The sequence below is a fragment of the Streptococcus cristatus ATCC 51100 genome (genome assembly GCF_011612585.1).
GTDB lineage: Bacteria > Bacillota > Bacilli > Lactobacillales > Streptococcaceae > Streptococcus > Streptococcus cristatus_H.
In genome coordinates this window covers 97071-118689 of sequence record NZ_CP050133.1, presented here as the reverse complement: position 1 = coordinate 118689, position 21619 = coordinate 97071, and the positions used below count along the sequence as shown (strand labels likewise).

The following is a 21619-nucleotide window of genomic DNA, read 5'->3' as shown; positions in this document are numbered from 1 at the left end:
CTTATCCTCCAAGGCTACTTACTCTAGTCTTCTAACACGAAAAAAGCCAAGACAGTCCCGTCTAGGCTTTTTCCCTTATTTTAAATAATTAGTTCTCCAAATGCCATACTTCATCATTGTATTGTTGGATTGTACGGTCTGCTGAGAAGAAGCCAGCTTTTGCAATGTTAACGATCACTTTATCCAACCATGCATCGCGGTCTTCGTAGTCAGCAAGCATTTGCTCTTTAACTTTGATGTAGTCTTCCAAGTCAAGAAGCGTCATGAACCAGTCTTTGTTGATCAATTCATTGTAAAGACGTTCCAAGCGTTCTTTCTTACCTACTGCAAGAACAGCATCGCTGATGATAAAGTCAACCAACGGTTTGATAGCTGGACGAGCGTAAAATTCGCTTGATTTGTAGGCTGCTTTTGCATAAAGATCGATAACAGTTTCCGAATCTTCACCAAAGATGTAGATGTTGTCTTTGCCAACCAACTCAGCGATTTCCACGTTAGCACCGTCCATGGTACCAAGTGTCAAAGCACCGTTGAGCATGAATTTCATGTTACCAGTACCTGAAGCTTCTTTAGAAGCAAGTGAGATTTGCTCAGAAATATCACCAGCTGCAATCAAGAAGCTTGATGCTGTAACGTTATAGTTCTCAACCATAACCACTTGCAAGTGTGGTGCCACTGCCGGGTCATTCGCGATGATTTCTGACAAGCAAAGGATCAAGTGAATGATGTCTTGGGCAATTGTGTAAGCAGGCGCTGCCTTACCACCAAAGAAGACAGTGATTGGACGAGCAGGAATGTTACCAGCCTTGATGTCCAAGTATTTGTGGATGACATACAATGCATTCATTTGTTGGCGTTTGTACTCGTGTAGACGCTTGATTTGGATATCAAAGATAGAATCTGGATTGATTTCTACACCTTGAGCTTCCTTCAAGTGACGAGCCAATTTACGCTTGTTGTGAGACTTAATGCCTTCCAGCTTTTCTTTCACTTCTTGCTTGCCAGCAAAGTCAAGTAGACCTTCCAACTTAGCAGCATCATGGTGCCAATCGCGACCAAGAAGTTCATCTAAGTAGCTGGACAAACGTGGGTTAGCGTGCATGAGCCAACGACGGAATGTGATACCGTTTGTCTTGTTGTTGAATTTCTCTGGATAAATATCGTAGAAAGCTTTCAACTCAGAGTTCTTCAAGATTTCAGTGTGGAGTGCTGCAACCCCGTTGACGCTGTAGCCATAGTGGATATCCATGTGTGCCATGTGAACACGGCCGCTCTCATCGATGATTTGAACAGCTGGATCTTTGTATTCTGCTTTGACACGACGATCCAATTCTTCGATGATTGGTACCAAGTGAGGAACCACTTCTTGCAAGAATTCAAGAGGCCATTTTTCAAGGGCTTCAGCAAGGATAGTGTGGTTTGTGTAGGCAGTCATGCTACGTACGATTGAGATCGCTTCATCAAGCTCGATACCACGCGCAGTCAAAAGACGGATCAACTCAGGAATAACCAGTGATGGGTGAGTATCGTTGATTTGTACAACTGCGTAGTCTGCAAGGTCATGCAAGTTGCTTCCTTTTTCGATCGCTTCATCGATGATCAATTGTGCACCGTTTGAAACCATGAAGTATTGTTGGAAGATACGGAGCAATTCACCTTGCTTGTCGCTATCATCTGGATACAGGAAAAGAGTCAAGTTGTGAGCGATATCTGTCTTGTCAAATTCGATTCCCTCTTTGATGATGGAAGAATCAACTGAATCCAAGTCAAACAAGCGCAAACGGTTTTTAGTAGCTGTCTTGTAACCAGGAACATCAATATCGTAAAGAGTTGATGTCAAGGTGAAGTGCGCAAATGGCACTTGGTAGCTACGACTTGAGCGAACCAACCAGTTTTGCTCAGTCAACCAGAAGTTTGGAATAGTTGTTTGCTCATTGTTTTTAAGGACTTGTTGGAAAAGACCGAAGTGGTAGTTAAGGCCCACACCGTCACCGTTCAATCCAAGTGTTGCGATAGAGTCCAAGAAGCAGGCTGCCAAACGGCCCAAACCACCATTACCAAGAGATGGTTCCAATTCTACTTCTTCGACTTCGATCAGGTCTTTGCCTGCCGCTGCCAATTCATGCTTCACATCGTCATAAAGACCCAAGTTAATCAAGTTGTTTGACAAGAGTTTACCAATCAGAAACTCAGCAGAGATGTAGTAGAGTTTCTTTTTACCAGTATTAACTGGCTTTTGGGCGCTCGCTAATTTTGTGTAGTTCAAGAGAGCCAGATAAAGCTCTTCATTACTACAATCAGCAATTTGCTTTTGATAAGTTTTTTGGATATATGTTTGTAAGTTTGACATGATTTCTCCTAGTATTAGAAAGTATTGAAATTTATTGTCTTATGAAAGTAAGTCCGTATTCAGACGACGATAGACCTTAGTCAAATGATAAAGCTGACCTTCTACGATAGGGTTTAGCTCTTCAGCTGTCATCCGCCATGCCCAGTTGCCGCCAATTGTAGAAGGCAGGTTCATGCGGGCAGAGCCATCTAGCTCTAGCAGATCTTGCATCGTTGCGATAGCCATGTAGCTAACGGAAGCAAAGATTGTACGAAGCATTGCATGTGGCACCGTTTCGTATTCTTTGCGGTTGGTATACTGAGCCATGTATTCACGGGTTGGATCATCGATCTCATCCTTATACCAGCCCAATACAGTATTATTGTCGTGAGTACCAGTGTACATCACAGAGTTATGTGGAGCCAAGTGTGGACTATCAATGCTTTCATCATCTGGATTGAAAGCGAATTGCAGAATCTTCATACCTGGGAAGCCAGTTCGTTCACGCAATTCAATGACTTCATCCGTCATGAATCCAAGGTCTTCTGCAATGATGTTCAAATCACCTAAAGCTTCTTTCACTGCGGCAAACAGCTTATAACCTGGACCTTTGACCCAGTGACCAGTAGCCGCTGTGTCAGACTCAGCTGGCACTTCCCAATAAGACTCAAAGCCACGGAAGTGGTCGATCCGAACAATGTCGTAAATCTTGAAGCTTTCGCGAAGACGCTCAATCCACCAAGCATAGCCATCTTGATCCATGGCATCCCAATTATAAATTGGGTTACCCCATAATTGGCCAGTCTCTGAAAATTCATCTGGTGGGCAGCCAGCAACTTTAACTGGACGACCTTGCTTATCTGTCTTGAAGAAGTGAGGCTGAGCCCAGACATCTGCACTGTCAGCAGCTACATAGATTGGCATGTCACCAACGATTTCGATGTGATGGTCATTGGCATATTTCTTGAGTTCCAACCATTGTTTAAAGAAGAGATATTGAGTTACACGGTGGTACTCCAGCTTGTCTGCCAATTTCTCACGATAGCTAGCCAAGCTTTCTGGTTGGCGACGACGAATCGCTTCATCTGGCCATTCTGTCCAAGCTTTCAGATCAAAATGCTCTTTAACAGCCATGTATTCCGCAAAAAGCTCTAACCAAGCTGCATTTTCCGCAACAAAGTGACGGAATTTGTCAAGATCGCCAACTTTAAGGAAACGAGCAACCGCTTTTTCCAAAAGAGGACGACGTGCTTCAAATACTTTTGCATAATCTACAGCTTTTGGATCATCACCAAAATCAACGCCTTTTAGATCTTCTTCTGCCAACAGGCCTTCGTCAATCAAGAAATCCAAATCAATAAAGTGAGTATTCCCTGCAAAGGCTGAGAAAGACTGGTAAGGGGAGTCCCCGTAACTAGTCGTTCCCAAAGGCAAGATTTGCCAATAACGTTGCTTCGTTCTAACTAAGAAATCCACAAAATCATAAGCAGACTGACCAAAAGAACCAATCCCGTACTTGCCTGGCAAAGAGGAAATGTGCATCAATACACCACTTTGTCTCGCTTTCATATGTAACACCTCAAAAATTTTTTCATGCTTGTTTCCTACTTTATTTAGCGAAAACGTTTGCGTTGCTTGAATTATAACCTATTTTTTTTTCAAGTGCAAGCTTTTTAAAAAACTTTTTTATTTATTATACCATAGATTTCCATTTTCTTTCCTTATATATCGTTTAAATTAACACTCTTTCCTTAAAAATTTTTTAAAATTTTCTTAAAAACGCTTGCAAGCGTTTACCTTTTGTGCTAAAATTATTTTAAGTTCAAGAAAACGTTTGCGCTATGCAAGCGTGTTCTTAGATGGTATTATACTTTTATTCTTTAGGAGGAATAATCATGAAAAACAAAATGTTGAAGAGCGTTGCTGTTCTCGGTACTGTTGCTTTAGCAGGTTTTATTTTGACAGCCTGCGGTAGCAAATCTTCTAAAAAAGACACTGCTGCAAGCAATGAGCTCACTGCATATGTAGACGAAGGCTACAAGAGCTACATGGAAGAAGCTGCCAAAGCTTACGAAAAAGAAACTGGCACTAAAGTTACTATTAAAACTGGGGATGCTCTTACAGGTCTTGATAACCTTTCACTTGACAACCAGTCTGGTAAATCTCCAGATGTCATGATGGCACCATACGACCGCGTGGGAAGCCTAGGTGCTGACGGACAACTTTCAGAAGTTGAGTTGGGCAAAGATGCAAAAGCTGACAATACTACTAAATCTTTGGTAACAATCGACGGAACTACTTACGGTGCTCCTGCTGTTATCGAGACTTTGGTAATGTACTATAACAAAGACCTGATCCAAAAAGCTCCTACAACATTTGCTGAACTTGAAGAATTGGCTAAAGACAGCAAGTACGCTTTCGAAGGTGAAGATGGCAAAACTTCTGCTTTCCTTGCTGACTGGACAAACTTCTACTATGCTTACGGTCTCCTTTCTGGAAACGGTGCTTATGTCTTTGGTAAAGACGGTACAGATCCTAAAGATATCGGTTTGGCTAACGAAGGTTCTATCAAAGGAATTGAGTACGCTAAAACTTGGTATGCAAAATGGCCTAAAGGTATGCAAGATACAGAAGGCGCTTCTAACTTGATCCAAACTCAATTCCAAGGTGGAAAAACTGCTGCAATCATCGACGGACCTTGGAAAGCTGCATCTCTTAAAGAAGCTAAAGTAAACTACGGCGTAGCAACTATCCCAACACTTCCAAACGGAAAAGAATACAAAGCCTTTGGTGGTGGTAAAGCTTGGGTCATCCCTGCTGGTTCTAAGAACGTTGACGGCGCACAAAAATTCGTTAACTTCCTTGCATCAACTGCACAACAAAAAGCTCTTTACGATGCAACAAACGAAGTTCCTGCTAACACAGAAGCACGTGAATACGCTGTAAGCAAGAAAGATGAATTGACAGACGCAGTTGTTAAACAGTTCAAATCTGCAGAACCAATGCCAAACATCTCTGAAATGAGTACTGTTTGGGATCCAGCTAAGAACATGCTCTTCGATGCTGTAAGCGGCAAGAAAGATGCTAAAACTTCAGCTGAAGATGCTGTTAAATTGATCAAAGAAACTATCGATCAAAAATTCGGCAACAAATAAGCAAGTTTAAATAAAGGGGTGGGAATTTTCCCTACCCCTTGTTTGATAGAATAAGGATTTACTCTATCTTCTAATAAGAAAAACTCGGATTAGGACTTGTACTTACTGCAATTCCTCAATCTTTCTCGTATCTAAGGAGACTACAATGACAAAAAAAGATCCCAAACAAGCCATGTTGCGCTCCCTCATTCCAGGGTTGGGGCAAATCTATAATGATCAAAAGGCCAAAGGATACATCTTTCTTGGGGTTACGGTTGCATTCTTAGCTTATTTCGTAGCTATTGCCCTACCAGAAATTGAAAATCTCATCACCCTTGGTGAAGTCCGTGGTGACAACTCACTCTTCATGCTGATCCGCGGCGCCTTCCACCTCATCCTCGTGGTATTTTTCCTGATTTTCTATGGATTTAACTTGAAGGATGCTCAGACGGTTGCTAAACAGTGGAACAATGATTATCCTGTTCATACTACCTTGAAGGAAATGTTTGATGGAATCTATGAAAATGGCTTCCCTTACTTACTCATCATCCCTTCTTATCTGGCAATGACCTTTGCTATCATTTTCCCTGTATTGGTAACGCTCTTGATCGCCTTTACCAACTATGATTTCAAACACTTGCCACCAAATAAATTATTGGATTGGGTTGGCTTTACCAACTTTGCTAATATTTGGCAATTGAGCACCTTCCGTGCGGCCTTTGGTTCTGTCTTGACTTGGACTATCATCTGGGCACTGGCAGCCTCTACTTTGCAAATCGTAATCGGTATTTTCACTGCTATTATTGCCAACCAACCATTCATCAAAGGAAAACGCATCTTCGGTGTTATCTTCCTGCTTCCTTGGGCAGTTCCAGCCTTTATCACTATCCTGACTTTCTCAAACATGTTCAACGATAGTATCGGTGCCATCAACACTCAAGTCATCCCGCTTCTCGGCAAGGTTCTTCCCTTCCTAGATGGACATCTGATTCCGTGGAAGACTGATCCGACTTGGACTAAGATTGCTCTGATTATGATGCAAGGTTGGCTTGGATTCCCTTATATCTACGTCCTGACCTTGGGTATCTTGCAGTCTATTCCAAATGACCTTTACGAAGCAGCTTACATCGACGGAGCCAATGCTTGGCAGAAATTCCGCAACATCACTTTCCCAATGATCTTGGCAGTTGCGGCACCAACTTTGATCAGTCAATACACCTTTAACTTTAATAACTTCTCAATCATCTACCTCTTCAATGCAGGTGGTCCTGGTAGTGTCGGTGGAGGAGCTGGTTCAACCGATATCCTGATCTCTTGGATTTATCGTTTGACCACAGGTACAGCACCGCAATATTCAATGGCGGCGGCCGTTACCCTCATCATCTCCATCATCGTCATCTCTATCTCTATGATTGCCTTCAAGAAACTACACGCATTTGATATGGAGGATGTATAAGATGAATAGTTCTGTTAAATTTAAACGTTTTATCAACCATAGTTTGACCTATCTCTACCTTGTAGTGCTTTCCATTATCATTCTCTACCCGCTCTTGATTACGATCATGTCTGCTTTCAAGACGGGGAATGTCGTAGCCTTCAAGCTAGACACAGACATCAACTTCAGTCTGGAAAACTTCTCTCGTCTCTTCTCAGAGACTCTATATGGCACTTGGTACTTTAACACCATTATCATTGCCGTCTTGACAATGATTGTCCAAACCAGTATAGTGGTACTTGCAGGTTATGCATACAGCCGTTACAATTTCATCGCAAGAAAGCAAAGTTTGGTTTTCTTCTTGATTATCCAAATGGTGCCAACCATTGCAGCTCTGACCGCCTTCTTCGTTATGGCGCTGATGCTCAATGCCCTCAACCAAAGCTGGTTCCTCATCTTCCTTTATGTGGGTGGTGGTATTCCAATGAATGCTTGGTTGATGAAAGGATACTTCGATACCGTTCCTATGTCTCTAGATGAGTCAGCTAAATTAGACGGTGCTGGTCATTTCAGACGTTTCTGGCAGATTGTCCTGCCCCTCGTTCGCCCAATGATTGCTGTGCAAGCTCTCTGGGCCTTCATGGGACCTTTCGGAGACTATATCCTCTCTAGCTTCCTTCTTCGTGAAAAAGAATTTTATACGGTTGCAGTTGGTCTTCGTACCTTCGTCAGCGATGTCAAGAATCAAAAAATTGCCTTCTTTGCTGCCGGTGCGATTCTCACTGCCCTTCCAATCTGTATTCTCTTCTTCTTCCTGCAAAAGAATTTTGTATCTGGTTTAACAAGTGGTGGAGACAAGGGATAATCTTGTCCCACCCTGTTTTTGATTTAAAGACAATTATAGTTATATGGCAGCCAATAAGTTCTTTATTGGCCACCACCTGATTATAATTTTAGAAAGAGACAGCTATGTTACCTTATCCTTTTAATTATTTTTCGAGCTTGATTGGTTTTAGAAAAACTTTCGCCAATCGTCGGATGCTTAGCTGGTTCCAGCTCATCTTTACCAGCATCTTTTTGATTTCTCTGTCTTTGATTCCCGTGGCCGTTCAAACAGCATCTTTGACGAGCTATGCTCTGGATACTTTTGTTGATAAGGCATTTGACACTCTGGATGAAGACGTGATGATTGACTTTGACCATCATGCCCAGATAAAAGACCATATACTAACCACTGAAAATCCTGAAGGCATTCATCACAATGCCGCTGGGACTGTCATTATCGGCCATCACGAGGAGCTCAAATTAGGCAAGGAGCTGACCCTTTACTTCGACAAAGAAAATCTTAAAATCACTAAAGGAGGAAAAGAACTGGCCAATATCCGCTACCAAGCCATTGACCAGAAGGCTCTAAAAAGTAAAGAAGCCCTGACCAAAGCCATTTCTAAAGACTGGTTCCAGCAAAACCGCCTGGTAATCAGCCTCTTTCTAGTCCTCTCCGCAGGCTTCCTCTTTAGCATCAACTTTACCTTTCTAGCACTCGGTGCTTCCTTCTTGCTCTATCTGACCAAGAAATCACGGTTATTTTCTTTTAGAACCTTTAAAGAATGCTATCATTTTATCCTCAACTGCCTAGGATTACCAACGATTATCGGCCTTATCTGCGGCTTATTTGGGCAAAGCCTGCCTACGATTATCACCGTTCAAAATATCTTGTTTGTTCTTTATTTGGTGATTATTTTCTACAAAACACATTTTCGTGATGAGGATTTCAGAAATTAGGAGGTTATTATGCGCGTTACGATTAAAGAAGTAGCGAAACTAGCGGGTGTGTCTCCCTCAACTGTGACACGCGTCGTACAAAACAAGTCAACTATCAGCGATGAAACTAAAAAACGGGTTCGTGCTGCCATGAAAGAGCTGGACTATCATCCAAATCTCAACGCTAGAAGTCTGGTCAGCCAATCAACCCAAGTCATCGGCCTAGTGCTGCCCGATGATTCGGATCTTTTTTACCAAAACCCATTCTTCCCAACTGTCTTGCGGGGGATTTCGCGCATCGCGTCTGAACATGACTATGCCATTCAGATTAGCACCGGACAGGACGAAGAGCGTCGTTTAGAAAATATTAAACAAATGATTTTCGGAAAACGCGTTGATGGTTTGATTTTTCTCTATTCTAAGCCAAACGATCCGCTGGTTGACTTTGCGATTAAAAATCAGTTTCCTTTCTTGATTTTAGGGAAAGCAGTGTCACCATTTGTTTCTTTGGTCGATAATGATAATATCAAGGCTGGCTACGATGCAACCAAATATTTCCTAGATCAAGGTTATAAAAAAATTGCCTTTCTAGCTGGGAATAAAGAGCTTGTCGTATCCCAAGACCGCTTTGCCGGCTACAAACAAGCCCTGGAAGAAGCAGGCATCCCTCTCGATGAAAACATCGTCAAGTTTTCTTTCGGTTTCCTCTTGGAAGATAGCAGTTATAAGATTATGGAAAAGATGCCTATTCAGGAAATTGAAGCCTTTGTGACATCGGATAGTATGGTTGCCGAAGGGGCTCTCCACTATCTTAAAGACATCGACTACCGCTTCCCGATTATCACTTTTGACTCTATCAAGCCACGCATCGACGTGGATGCCTATATTAATATCAACACCCTCGAGTTGGGGAGGGAATCTTTCCGAACCTTGCTCCAAATCATTAAAGATAATAAGGATGACAAGCATACTTGCTATCGCCAAGTCATCCCACACAGTATTCTTACTCGTTAGTTAAGGAGAAATTTCATGGTTTATCGTATTTTCCAAGCCTACTTAGATGATGAAAATAGCATCACTATCGAATTGGAAAAGTCCTTTGACGCTTATTCTATCCACTTTACTCTAGAGGACAAGCATAGCTCTAGTCCCTTGACCATCAAAAAAATTGAGAATCAAGAACATCAAATTGTCTATACCCTTTCAGTCAATGACCCAATTGATTTGACCGAATCCTATACAGTCTATGATCAGGACCGCAACCACACCATTCTCCAGTATCGCCACATTGTCCAAAAGCCAATTTTTGATGAATTATTTAGCTACCAAGAAAGAGATTTGGGAGCTAGCTATAGCCCTCAGGCAACAGATTTCAAACTGTGGGCGCCTATTTCGGAAAAAGTTTTGCTTCATCTGGAAGATCAGGTCATCTCCCTCCAAAGGCAAGATAGAGGTGTCTGGCATACGCAGGTCCTTGGGGACTTAGAAGGCAAGGCCTACTACTATATCCATAAGGTGAACGGAAAATGGGTAGAAGTACATGACCCCTACGCCCTCTCTTCAGATGCCAACTCTGGTCATAGTTATGTCATTGATCGAAAAAAGATTAGCAAACCTATTCAGCGCGCTGCCAGCCAAGTAAAACCAACAGAAGCCGTTATCTATGAAATGAGCGTGCGTGATTTCTCCATGCAAAAGGAAGCTGGTTTTTCACAACCTGGTAAATTTGCTTCTCTGTCCGAATCTCCAACCGTACACGGCCAGACCTTTGGTCTCAAATACTTGCAAGATTTAGGCATTACACACGTTCAGCTTATGCCAGTCTATGACTTTGGCAGTGTTGACGAAAAACACCCCGAACTCGTTTATAATTGGGGCTATGATCCCGTCCAGTATAATGTTCCTGAAGGTAGCTTCTCAAGCGACCCACACAATCCCTATAGCCGTATCTTTGAACTACAAGACGCGATTGCAGCTTATCACCAGGCTGATATGAGCGTTATCATGGATGTCGTCTACAATCACGTCTATGAGGCAGATGCCTATGCTTTTGAAAAAATTGTCCCAGGCTACTTCTATCGTCTCGATGAGCAAGGCCTACGGACAAACGGTACCTTTTGCGGAAATGATGTAGCCAGCGAAAAAGCTATGGTGCGCCATTATATCCAACAATCCGTCCAGCAATGGGTTAGCCTCTACGGCTTTGACGGTTTCCGCTTTGACTTGATGGGCATTCTCGACATAACCACCATGAAGCAAATCGCTCAGGAACTAAAAGCCATCCATCCCAACATCTACCTTTACGGAGAAGGTTGGCAGATGCCGACTGGTCTTGATAGCGACCTTCTAGCTCATCAGTTCAACGCTGAACAACTACCTGAGTATGGATTCTTCAGCGATCATTTCCGTGATACGATCAAGCAAACCATCGTCCAAGGTAGCCGACTGGACAAAGAGCATGCGACCAGCTGGCTAGAAAATGTCCTGACAGCCAATGTTGGCCTGACAGGAGAGCAACATTTCCTAGCGCCTCATCAGGCGATCAACTATGTAGAATGCCATGACAATGCAACGGTGTTTGATTATTTTGATATTCAAAATCCAAATATCAGCCTCCGTCAGCGCCTAGCTAACTCTCGTCTAGCACTGCACATCGTTCTCTTAGCACAAGGGGTGCCTTTCCTCCACAGCGGGCAGGAATTTTATCGGACTAAAAATCTGATTGACAACACCTACAACCTGCCTGATGATGTCAACAAGCTAGACTGGCTGCGCTCACTTCACTACACTGAAGACATTGAATTTTTGAAGCAACTCATTGCCTTTAGAAAGGCTCATCCGCTTTTGACTCTGACAACTAGCTCTGCTATTCAAAAGGCTTGTCAGGTCAAATGGCTCAGCCCTAGCCTCGTTGAATATAAGATTCAAAAAGATAAACAAGCGCTGACCATCTTGATTAACTTTGGTACTGAAGCAGCGACTTATGAAAACAAAATGAAGCAAAGCATCCACCTTCAGTATCCGCACATTAACGCTAAAAAACCAATCGCCCCGCTAGCAGACTCTTATACGGTTCCTGCTAAGCAAGTCTTGGTTTTGAAATAAAGCAATAACTATAAAAAAGAACAGGTCCATTCTGGATGGAAAGACATCCAGCTGAACTTGTTCTTTTTTATGTATAGATATAATCATTGAGTTTGAGTAGGATTCGACAGCAAGGTCGCAATACCTAAGCCTACTCTTCTACAAATCTTCCTAAAATATGTACGTTGTCAGATACGGATACAAAGGCGGTCGGATCCGTCTGTTTCATGATGTACTTAAATTCGCTAAACTCGGCACGGGTAATGACTGTAATCAGTACCGCCTTTTGCTCGTGATTGTAAGTTCCCTCCGCTCCATTGATAATGGTCGCACCGCGGTGGAGTTTGTTGTGAATCTTGTTAATTACCTCTTCAGGATGACTGGTGATAATCATAGCCTGCATCCGCTTTTGCTTCGTAAAGACAGCATCCGTTACACGGCTCGATACAAAGATGGTAATCATCGAGTAGAGAGCGTATTCCCAACCGAAGGTCAGACCAGCAATCAGCATAATAATGCCATTTACAATCAGGGAGATACTGCCTACATTACGGCCTGTTTTCTTGCGAATGGTCAGACTAACAATATCTGTCCCTCCACTTGAAATGCTTGACTTGAGGGCAAAGCCGATCCCTGTCCCCATGACAACTCCCCCAAACAAGGCATTGATAATGGGATTGGTCGTCAATGTCACTTCTGGCACAAAATGGATAAAAAGCGAGCTCATCGAAACAGTGATAAACGTAAAAACAGTAAATTTATGCCCGATTTGGTACCAAGCCAAAATCCTCAGTGGAATATTGATCGCATAAAAAGTAATGGAAACTGGAATGGTAAAGCCGATAAAACGACCACTCAAAGCCGAGACAATCTGCGCCAAGCCCGTTGCACCACTTGAGTAGACATGACCTGGCTGAAAGAAGAAATTGACCGCTACCGCTGAGAGAAAGCCGTATACCAGAGAGGCCGAAAATTTCTCATCATATTTTTCACGCGAAATACTTTTCAGAACTTCTAGCAACTTGACATGATAGGCAAAGCGATGAAGATAATAGCGAAAAAGTTTCCGCAAACTAGTCTTTTTCATGTGATTCTACTTGTAAACTTAATTCCTCTAATTGTGCTGGAGCAACCAAGCTTGGTGCTTGCGTCATTGGGTCAGAAGCCTTGTTATTCTTAGGAAAAGCAATGACTTCACGGATATTTTCTTCACCAGCCAAAAGCATGACGAAGCGATCCAGACCCAAAGCCAGACCTCCATGTGGTGGGAAACCATAATCCATGGCTTCTAGAAGGAAGCCGAACTGGTCTTGCGCTTCTTCAGCTGAGAAGCCTAAAGCCTTAAACATACGTTCCTGCAGATCTTTTTGGTTGATCCGTAGGCTACCACCACCTAGTTCATAGCCATTGAGTACGATATCATAGGCAACTGCACGAACCTTGCTCAAGTCTCCTTCCAGCTCCTGCTCAGAATCCTTTTGAGGCAGAGTGAATGGATGGTGAGCACTCATATAGCGGCCTTCTTCTTCAGACCACTCAAACATTGGCCAATCTACCACCCACAAGTAGTTAAACTTAGCAGGGTCAATCAAACCTAATTCCTTACCTAGGCGAACACGAAGAGCCCCCAAAGCTGCGTTGGCAACATCCAATGTATCTGCTACAAAGAGAACCAAGTCGTTTTCTTCTAATTGTAAAGCAGCTGTCAACTCACTTGACAGGTCTGTCAAGAACTTGGCAACAGGCCCGGCCAGTTCTCCATCAACTACTTTCACCCAAGCAAGTCCCTTGGCTCCATACTGCTTAGCTTGCTCTGTCAGCTTATCAATGTCTTTACGCGAGTATTTGTCAGCAGCATTTTTCACTACAATCGCCTTGACAGCTGGTGCCTCAGAAAAGACCTTAAAGTCAACACCCTTGACAAGCTCTGTCAAGTCCTGCAATAACATGTCAAAGCGAGTATCTGGCTTGTCGCTACCATAGAGAGCCATAACATCGTCATATTTCATCCGTGGGAAAGGCAAGGTCACTTCAATTCCCTTGGTTTCCTTCATGACACGGGCAATCAAGCCTTCTGTAATGTCTTGGATTTCTTGCTCAGATAGGAAAGAAGTTTCCAAGTCCACCTGTGTAAACTCTGGTTGACGGTCTCCACGTAAGTCCTCGTCTCGGAAACACTTGACAATCTGGTAATAACGGTCAAAGCCAGCATTCATCAACAGCTGCTTGGTAATCTGTGGGCTTTGAGGCAGGGCATAGAAATGACCTTGGTTGACCCGGCTCGGCACCAAATAGTCACGCGCTCCTTCAGGCGTTGACTTGGTCAAAAATGGTGTCTCTACATCGATAAACTCCAGCTCATCCAAATAATTGCGGATGGAATGAGTCACTTTAGCACGCAACTTGAGATTTTCTAGCATTTCTGGGCGACGCAGATCCAAATAACGGTAGCGCAAGCGCGTATCATCATTGGCTTCAATCCCATCCTTAATCTCAAAAGGAGTCGTTTTAGCAGTATTCAGTACTGTCAGACTGTCTACGTGAAGTTCTACACTTCCTGTGGCCAGCTTGTCATTGGCCTGCTCACGCGCGGCTACCTTGCCAGTCACTTCAATGACAAATTCGCTGCGCAGGCTCTCAGCTGTCTTCATGACCTCATCTGAAACACTCTCAGGATTAATAACTAGCTGCATAATCCCTTCACGGTCACGCAGATCAATAAAAATCAAGCCTCCCAAATCGCGACGGCGGGCAACCCAACCTTTCAAAGTAATTTCCTGACCGACATGCTCACTACGAACACGTCCCGCATACATTGAACGTTTCATCTTTACTCTCCAAAATTTTAATTCTGTTACTATTTTACCACAAAGAGCCTAGGAAAGCCTCCCTACCTGTCCTTTTTCTGAAAAAAATTAAAAGTCTTTATTCTAGTGACCACTTTTATAAAAAAGGTCTGGAATCAATATTCTCAGACCTCCTAATTTCATATAGACTATTCCTTTTTCTTCCCATCATCATATAGACTGGGGGCAAGCGTTTTTGTCACCATGGCTGTCAAGAAGCGAAAGGCTCCAGCTGCCAGACCAAAAATCGGCGCCAAAGCACGGAAGAAAAAATCCCCTCGCATAAAATAACAGAGTAGACCCGTTATAACAAACAAGGCCACTCCCTGTACCACAACCACTAATAATATTTTCTTCATCATTCCCTCGACTTTCTATAGACTATTATAGCATAAGCAGGGAAGGTTAGGGCAAAAACTATAACCCTTTGGAGAATAACAGGGCAGAATTGCTGATGAAAACTAGAGAAGTATCACTCGCTCTAAAAGAAATAACCACATTGTTATATCATAACATTAAATATAAAATCGGAAAGAGTATAGAGATTATTTACTTTTTTTTCAATTCATTATAATAATCATTCGAGCGAATTTTTTCCTTTTCTGCAGCTTTTTTATTTTCCATTGGGATAGATTCCAAGCCATTATTTGCAGATATTAATTTTGCCATTTTTGAATCAGCTTTCTCAAATTCTGCTGCTACAGAATTTAAGTAGTTATTAAGATTCTCTACCATAGTATGAATATCTGCTGAAGCCTCATCCAATAAGGTATTGCAATCTGCAAATAATTCTGTAGACACATCATCAACCCACTCTGAAGCATCATTTGTACCTCCCGACATTACTGCCGCATCTAACCGAACAGATGTTTCGTAAATTTGTGTCGTATTAATTTGTCTCTTTTTTCCCATTTGCTTTTATCCTTTCCTGTGCTTTTTGAGCTTCCGCTTTGGACCAATCAATGAATTCTTGGTAATTATTTAAAGGGGTTTCTTCGTTCGTTTCATAATCCTTTGCGATTATATCTAGCTTATCCTGACCAACTGGCGCAAACCAATGGCGAAGATCTTCATAGTAATCTGCAGGAGAAACCAAGCCCCTACGATACAGAATTTTTGTAATTCTATTTTTCTTTAAACGCTTTACCAAGTCAGGAAACTCATGGCTAAAGTTAATATCCTGCCCAATCTTGTTCTTCTTATCATTAATATAACCTAAATTGTTTGAATCTGAAAATCCATTAAAATATAGAATATCATCGAGATTGGTTCTGGACAGGGAAGGGAAACTATTTTGTGCGGTACTCACTTCTTCCATCGCTTCACTAAGCTCTGTCAATTTCCCATTTTCCAAATTTAATACTAGGCTTTTTGTTTCTTCTAAATTTTTTCTTTTTGAAACAAAAAGCCGTACATAATCTTTACCCTCAAAATAGAAACTAGAACCAACTACTTGGAGGGACCCGTCATCTCTCAAGCCGTAATCTGAATCGTATTCTTCTACGACCTTTTTGAGGTCTATGCGCTTTTCAACGAAATTTTTTTTACGTAAATCATAAGTGATAATATCAAATTTTACGAGTTTACTTGATGGTAGGGTATTCTTTTTTGCATAAAAGTGCTCATAAGTTATAAATGTTGAGACTACGTAGTTCCGACTAATTCTTAAATTATTAGAATGCCACTTTGAGCTACTAGGACTAACTAAGACATAGCGCCCATCATTTGTTAGAGTGATATCTTTCAGCGAAGAATCAAATGCAATCGTTTCCTTTCTGGACTCTTCCTTTGGCTTGGAAGGAGAAAAGAATTGTTTTTTTAGATAAACAAAGCTACAGAAAGCTACTAGTAAGACAGCTATCACTAAAATAAATTGTTTTCTTTTATTCATTTATTGTCCTTATTACCCGTTTCAGTCAAAGCCTGTTGATAAACGATGTTTCGCAAGCCATTTTCTTGATAGTCTGCATAAGATAGAGCAGACTGCAAATCATTCATCATCAACCCACTCTGAAGCATCATTTTGACCTCCCGACATTACTGCCGCATCTAACCGAACAGATGTTTCGTATGGCGTATTAATTTGTCTCTTTTTTCCTATTTGCGTTTATGCTTTCCTGTGCTTTTTGAGCTTCCGCTTTGGACCAATCAATGAATTCTTGGTAATTATTTAAAGGAGTTTCTTCATTCGTTTCATAATCCTTTGCGACTATATCTAGCTTATCCTGACCAACTGGCGCAAACCAATGGCGAAGATCTTCATAGTAATCTGCAGGAGAAACCAAGCCTCTTCGATATAGAATTTCTGTAATTCTATTTTTCTTTAAACGCTTTACCAAGTCAGGAAACTCATGGCTAAAGTTAATATCCTGTCCAATCTTGTTCTTCTTTTTATCATTAATATAACCTAAATCATTTAAATCTGAAAATCCATTAAAATATAGAATATCATCAAGATTTGTTCTAGATAGGGAAGGGAAACTATTTTGTGCGAGAACTACCTCTTCCATCGCTTCACTAAGCTCCGTCAATTTCCCATTTTCCAGATTTAACAATAGTGTTTTTCTTTCTTTTATATTATTTTTTTTAGATACAAAAACTTCTATATAATCTATGTTATCATGATGAATACCGAACCCTATATTTTCCATAGAACCATCATCTATCAAGCTATACTCTGAAGTATACTTCTCTACAGTCTTTTTGAGGTCTATACGCTTTTCTTCAAAATTTTTCTTACGCAGATCATAGGTTAAAATTTCGAATGCTGTGAGCTTACTAGATAATCTTTTATATTCTTTAGAATATGTTTGATCATATGATACAAAAGAGGAAACTACATAATTTCTTGTAATTACTAAATCGTTAGATTGCCAATTTACATCTTTAGGACTAACTAAGACATAGCGCTCATCATCTATCAGAGTAATATCTTTCAGCGAAGAATCAAATACAAGAGTTTTCTTTATGGTCTCTTCCTTTGGCTTGGAGGAAGAAAAGAATTGTTTTTTTAGATAAACAAAGCTACAAAAGACCACCAGTAAGACAGCAATCACTAAAATAATTTGTTTTCTTTTATTCATTTATTGTCCTCCTGAACCAACTAAACGATCAAACAGTTGATTATGTTGGATTCGGATATCTTCTCCTCTACGATAAGTTATATCAGCATCCTTCCCTTGCATTAAGATTGATTCTTGATACTCTTGCCAATGTCCTTTAGATGGAATAATTTTTTCATCTTGAATTTGACTAAACGCATTAAAAAGCTCAGATGGCTTAGGTGTAACAATGTTATCCCCTTTAATAAAGTTTGTCACCGTACTATTATAAATTTTGGCGTCTTTCATCTTTTCATCAAAGGCTTTTAAACTATTAAGTGCTATATTTTTATCACCCGTTTCAGCCAAAGCCTGTTGATAAACGATGTTTCGCAAGCCATTTTCTTGATAGTCTGCATAAGATAGAGCAGACTGCAAATCAAAAGCTGAAGAAAAACGTGTCGAGATTACCTTTTGGTTTCCTTCAAGTCCAGTTGACACACTTCCTCCTCCAACATCGTTAAACGAATTGAATGCTTCTTTTAAGGAAGGTGGTCTTTCCAGTACCCGGACTTCCGTAGAGCAGGACATGCCCATCCTTGGATAGATCGATAGACACAGCTTCTTGCTTCTGATCCTGCGGGATGTCCGCCATTCCCAATAGGAAGGAAAGAGACTTCTCTTGCTTCCAAGCCTCTGCTGGCTGCACGACTTCCAAGTCCTCTAGCGTGATTCTATCTTTCAACGGTGGCAGCCAAGGCTGTGGTACTGGAGGAATTTCTTGTTCTTCACACAAAACTTGGATATGCTGCACAATCGCATCCAACTCTGTCGGAACTTCCTTGATCTCTTCGGCTTCTTCTAAGCCCGATAGGTCTTCATTCAAGATTTCATATTGGCCCAATTCATTGATCAGATAGATGGTGTGATCCTCAATCCCCATATCGTCCTTGTCCGGCTGGTAGTCCGCCCCTGACCAGGCTGACTGGAAGAGTTCATAGACTTCATTATTTCCGACCTGCAGATAAGCGCGACCTGTCTGGGTGATCTCGGCCGCATCTAACATAAGATGAGGAACAATCCTCAACTCATTATACCATATGAGAGATACCGTTAGAAGATGGGAAAAACAAAAGAAACCCACCTGAATTATTTTCAGGTGAGTTCATATAATTATGGAAAATCATGATATCGACCCTCTGCGATATCTGCCATTTTTCTACGATTGTGGCGTTCTTGGGAATCTTTTCCACCTTGGATATAGCGTTCTCTGCGCTCCGCTCGTGACTCAGGTGCTTTCGTATACATATTCTGTCCGATGGACTGAGCCATACTAGCATCTGCGTTTCTAAAAGCCTCACCTACTGCTCCAAGATACTCATCTAAGGAGCTAATCGTCGCAACCATTTCCTTTGATAGTTTTTTTATGCCATCTGTCGCAGCTTGAAGCTTCTCTGTCGCACTAGAAGAAATTAAGTCTGAAACATTGTTTTTTAACTCGCCACTCATATCCTTAAAAGCTCCGTTCACACGGCTGAGATTATCTGGATTAATTTTCTTATTACTCACTCTTTATCACTCCCGTCTGCTCTATAGTAGTCTACATTCCGAAGGGCAGGATGTTTCTCCAACCAGGCATTCGCCTCTTGGCTGTTATGAATCTGAACATCTGAGGCTTTCCCATCATCATTACGTCCATAAACAGTTAGGATGTCTTCCCCCTTGGGTGCGAACCAATGAAGAAGGGTGTCAAACCACTCATCCGGTGTGACCTTATCTGGACGGATATAAAGCGACCAGTCCTGATTGATGAGTTTATCTTCTAGGTCTGGATAAAGGCTATAGAGATTGATGTTAGGATCTGGAACTTGTCCTTCAAGCCTAGTTGTGACGATCTCATTTGATGGATCAATATAACCCTTAGAGTCTAGAACCTTATCGTAGTTTGTTGTTCTTGCAGTACTACTGATAATTGAATCCATCCCAAACTTTGTGTCTTTTGGAAGATCCACTACTTTTTCGGTCTCCAAATTGAGATAGACTGTTTTGTAACTTCGACTCTCTTCATCCGTTAAATCTACAATTTTTAACCCAAAGTAGTGAGTGTCCTCAACGTAATACGAGCCAATCAGTCTTGTAGGAACGCCTTTCGGATTGTAGTTTCGCACTGCCTGAAAAAGGTCAATCTTTCGTTCAGGCAAGCCCTCCTCGTCTAAATTATACAAAATCAAGTTCCAATACTCTCCCTCCATCTGAAGGTGAGGGATTTCATGTATCTCTCCTTCTTTCTCTACTATAAAAGTCTTGTATTCATCTGTGATCGCATATGTTTTACTGACAAAGAAACTCCCTTTGTTTGTAGATGCAAGGACATATTGCTTCTTATCTCCAAATAGTTGAAAATCTGATTTTACCCTAGCAGTTCCCATTAAATACTCTAGCTCTTTGGATTTCTGACTTGGCTTCAAGAGAAGAAAGAAACAAGATCCCGTTATGACTAGAAAAAGAAGAAGGAATAATCCGATGACTTTTCGATTCCTAAATACTTGTTTGTTCACTATTAGTTACCTCCTATGCCAACTAAATGATTGAAATAGAGATCCTCATTCTTACTATATTCATCATAATTAAATTTATAGTCTCCCATATCCTGTGTCACATTTTTGAATTCTTTCATCCCCTTTACTAGCTTCTCTCCACCCAGTTGATTAATACTAGTAGTATCCTCTCCGCTTAAAAGAGATTTCACCTCTTTTGTATAGTCCCCAGATGGTTCAATCGCATTTAACTGTTCTTCTATACTTTTTAAGTCCGTAACTGCTAATTTCACATTACCTTTTTGTTTCTCTAAAGTCTGACGGAAATAATAGCCTCGCAAACCATTTTGCTGGAGGTCTGCCATCCGAAGATTGGCCTCAAAGTCATAACGAGATTGACCAGAAATATTCTTATAGGTGTTATCCCCTTCTTTTATGGCTGTAGCCCCAGTATCCATTTCTTGAATCAAAAGATCTTTATCAATTTTTTGCAACTTTTCTTGAATCTTTTGAGCTTTCTCAAAATGTTCAAGAACACCACCAACAACATGCGAACTAGCGTTTTTTAGATTCTCATATTTTTTGAAATCGGCTTCACTAAGTGCCTTTGTACCACTTTTAGCCACCTCATTAAGTAGGTTCTTCTCCTCATTAGTTGTCGCTGCTGCTTCTACAATATTCCAAAAGAAACCTACAGCCGGGTTCATAGACACAATGTTCTTAGTTGTATTACTGGTTGACCTTAAACTCTGCAAACTCATCTGAGATGAGAAACACCCCTTCTCCCATTATACCATATGAGAGATACCGTGCTAAGATAAGATGAGAAAAGTAAACTCCACCTGAAATAATTCAGGTGGAGTTTACTTATACTGTCATCGCATCAAGATTAAAACGATTAATCAACATAAGAAGCAAGTGGTTTTCTTCCATTTGTTGTAAGAAAATATTTGAAAGCCTCTGAAAAATAGCTTAACTTTTTTCGCTAACCCATTAGAGTGGATAAGGAACGATTATTTCCCGTTACGAGGAAAGTCGTCATTACGGAAAATCACGATAACGTTCATTATTCATTTCAACTTGTTTTCTTCGCATGCCTCTCTCTTGGCTGTCTTTTCCCTGCGAAACATAATAGTCTTGTCTCTGTTCACGAGTTCCAGTCGGGATTTCTTCCAGCTTCCCATCAATCATGTTTTTTAACTGTTGGTCCGATTTTTGGAAAGCTCCTGCAACCTTACTTAAAAATGAATTTAGTCCAGTTACTACTGATGTTAAGTCTTTACTACTTTTGGCCGCAGCTCCAAATGCATCGTCTAGGTACTGAGCAGAATCATCATTTACTACACCGGTAGAGACAAAGTTGGATCCTTCTGCTCCCATATAGTTTTCTAAGTAAGCCTGAATCGACTGTATCTCATCCACCTTAATTTGTCGTTTTATCATACTATCCTC

20 protein-coding genes and 1 pseudogene are annotated in these 21619 nt (G+C 41.3%); 6 read left to right on the top strand and 15 right to left on the bottom strand.

The features are described from left to right. Positions 1 to 88 precede the first annotated feature (88 nt). Positions 89 to 2350 (bottom strand): glycogen/starch/alpha-glucan family phosphorylase, encoded by a 2262-nt coding sequence (glgP, locus tag HBA50_RS00590; RefSeq protein ID WP_045500159.1) that lies wholly within the window; start codon positions 2348 to 2350, stop codon positions 89 to 91. Positions 2351 to 2389: 39 nt separating this feature from the next. Further along, the gene (gene malQ / locus HBA50_RS00585; protein ID WP_045500156.1) at positions 2390 to 3898 is read right to left on the bottom strand and encodes a 4-alpha-glucanotransferase; all 1509 of its coding nucleotides are present in this window, start codon (positions 3896 to 3898) and stop codon (positions 2390 to 2392) included. A gap of 326 nt (positions 3899 to 4224) precedes the next feature. Here malQ and HBA50_RS00580 point away from each other — a divergent pair, with 326 nt between their 5' ends. The 6 genes from HBA50_RS00580 (at position 4225) to pulA (ending at position 11764) form a co-directional block, all read left to right on the top strand. Then, the gene (locus HBA50_RS00580) at positions 4225 to 5484 is read left to right on the top strand and encodes an extracellular solute-binding protein (protein ID WP_045500153.1); all 1260 of its coding nucleotides are present in this window, start codon (positions 4225 to 4227) and stop codon (positions 5482 to 5484) included. Positions 5485 to 5629: 145 nt separating this feature from the next. After that, positions 5630 to 6919 carry a carbohydrate ABC transporter permease gene (locus tag HBA50_RS00575; RefSeq protein ID WP_045500151.1) on the top strand — a complete coding sequence of 430 codons (1290 nt, stop codon included), beginning with the start codon at positions 5630 to 5632 and terminating at the stop codon, positions 6917 to 6919. 1 nt (position 6920) lies between these two features. Beyond that, the gene (locus HBA50_RS00570) at positions 6921 to 7763 is read left to right on the top strand and encodes a sugar ABC transporter permease (protein ID WP_005592080.1); all 843 of its coding nucleotides are present in this window, start codon (positions 6921 to 6923) and stop codon (positions 7761 to 7763) included. A 104-nt stretch (positions 7764 to 7867) separates the two neighbouring features. After that, a complete protein-coding gene (locus HBA50_RS00565; protein ID WP_045500148.1) occupies positions 7868 to 8680 on the top strand; it encodes a DUF1189 family protein in 813 nt (270 codons plus the stop codon). A gap of 9 nt (positions 8681 to 8689) precedes the next feature. Continuing rightward, positions 8690 to 9673 (top strand): LacI family DNA-binding transcriptional regulator, encoded by a 984-nt coding sequence (locus HBA50_RS00560; protein ID WP_045500145.1) that lies wholly within the window; start codon positions 8690 to 8692, stop codon positions 9671 to 9673. Between the two features lie 15 nt (positions 9674 to 9688). Beyond that, positions 9689 to 11764 carry a type I pullulanase gene (gene pulA, locus HBA50_RS00555; RefSeq protein WP_045500142.1) on the top strand — a complete coding sequence of 692 codons (2076 nt, stop codon included), beginning with the start codon at positions 9689 to 9691 and terminating at the stop codon, positions 11762 to 11764. Between the two features lie 130 nt (positions 11765 to 11894). Here the strand turns inward: pulA and HBA50_RS00550 are convergent, their stop codons facing one another. The 13 genes and pseudogenes from HBA50_RS00550 to HBA50_RS00495 form a co-directional block, all read right to left on the bottom strand. Continuing rightward, a complete protein-coding gene (locus tag HBA50_RS00550) occupies positions 11895 to 12830 on the bottom strand; it encodes a YitT family protein (RefSeq protein WP_166492626.1) in 936 nt (311 codons plus the stop codon). Then, the gene (gene aspS, locus HBA50_RS00545) at positions 12817 to 14571 is read right to left on the bottom strand and encodes an aspartate--tRNA ligase (protein WP_045500137.1); all 1755 of its coding nucleotides are present in this window, start codon (positions 14569 to 14571) and stop codon (positions 12817 to 12819) included. The genes HBA50_RS00550 and aspS overlap by 14 nt, the downstream gene beginning before the upstream one ends. Positions 14572 to 14738: 167 nt before the next feature. Then, positions 14739 to 14951 carry a hypothetical protein gene (locus HBA50_RS00540; RefSeq protein WP_045500133.1) on the bottom strand — a complete coding sequence of 71 codons (213 nt, stop codon included), beginning with the start codon at positions 14949 to 14951 and terminating at the stop codon, positions 14739 to 14741. Positions 14952 to 15138: 187 nt separating this feature from the next. Next, complete coding sequence (locus HBA50_RS00535) at positions 15139 to 15501, bottom strand: hypothetical protein (protein WP_045500130.1); 363 nt, start codon at positions 15499 to 15501, stop codon at positions 15139 to 15141. Next, positions 15479 to 16480: a hypothetical protein gene (locus HBA50_RS00530; protein ID WP_045500127.1), complete on the bottom strand. Its 1002-nt coding sequence runs from the start codon at positions 16478 to 16480 to the stop codon at positions 15479 to 15481. The genes HBA50_RS00535 and HBA50_RS00530 overlap by 23 nt, the downstream gene beginning before the upstream one ends. After that, positions 16477 to 16611 (bottom strand): hypothetical protein, encoded by a 135-nt coding sequence (locus tag HBA50_RS10455; RefSeq protein WP_257000650.1) that lies wholly within the window; start codon positions 16609 to 16611, stop codon positions 16477 to 16479. The genes HBA50_RS00530 and HBA50_RS10455 overlap by 4 nt, the downstream gene beginning before the upstream one ends. Positions 16612 to 16667: 56 nt before the next feature. Then, entirely contained in the window at positions 16668 to 17672 is a 1005-nt protein-coding gene (locus tag HBA50_RS00525) for a hypothetical protein (RefSeq protein ID WP_045500124.1), read from the bottom strand. Beyond that, entirely contained in the window at positions 17673 to 18131 is a 459-nt protein-coding gene (locus HBA50_RS00520; protein ID WP_045500121.1) for a hypothetical protein, read from the bottom strand. Positions 18132 to 18171: 40 nt separating this feature from the next. Continuing rightward, positions 18172 to 18690, bottom strand: a pseudogene (locus HBA50_RS00515) (type VII secretion protein EssC); the annotation flags it as partial. Between the two features lie 113 nt (positions 18691 to 18803). Continuing rightward, positions 18804 to 19199, bottom strand: a complete 396-nt coding sequence (locus tag HBA50_RS00510; protein ID WP_045500115.1) for a hypothetical protein — start codon at positions 19197 to 19199, stop codon at positions 18804 to 18806. After that, positions 19196 to 20059: a hypothetical protein gene (locus HBA50_RS00505; protein WP_235285278.1), complete on the bottom strand. Its 864-nt coding sequence runs from the start codon at positions 20057 to 20059 to the stop codon at positions 19196 to 19198. The genes HBA50_RS00510 and HBA50_RS00505 overlap by 4 nt, the downstream gene beginning before the upstream one ends. Before the next feature lie 131 nt (positions 20060 to 20190). Further along, positions 20191 to 20874 (bottom strand): hypothetical protein, encoded by a 684-nt coding sequence (locus HBA50_RS00500; RefSeq protein ID WP_045500110.1) that lies wholly within the window; start codon positions 20872 to 20874, stop codon positions 20191 to 20193. Between the two features lie 334 nt (positions 20875 to 21208). Then, on the bottom strand, positions 21209 to 21610 hold the full coding sequence (locus HBA50_RS00495; protein ID WP_045500107.1) for a hypothetical protein: 402 nt from the start codon (positions 21608 to 21610) through the stop codon (positions 21209 to 21211). Positions 21611 to 21619 lie beyond the last annotated feature (9 nt).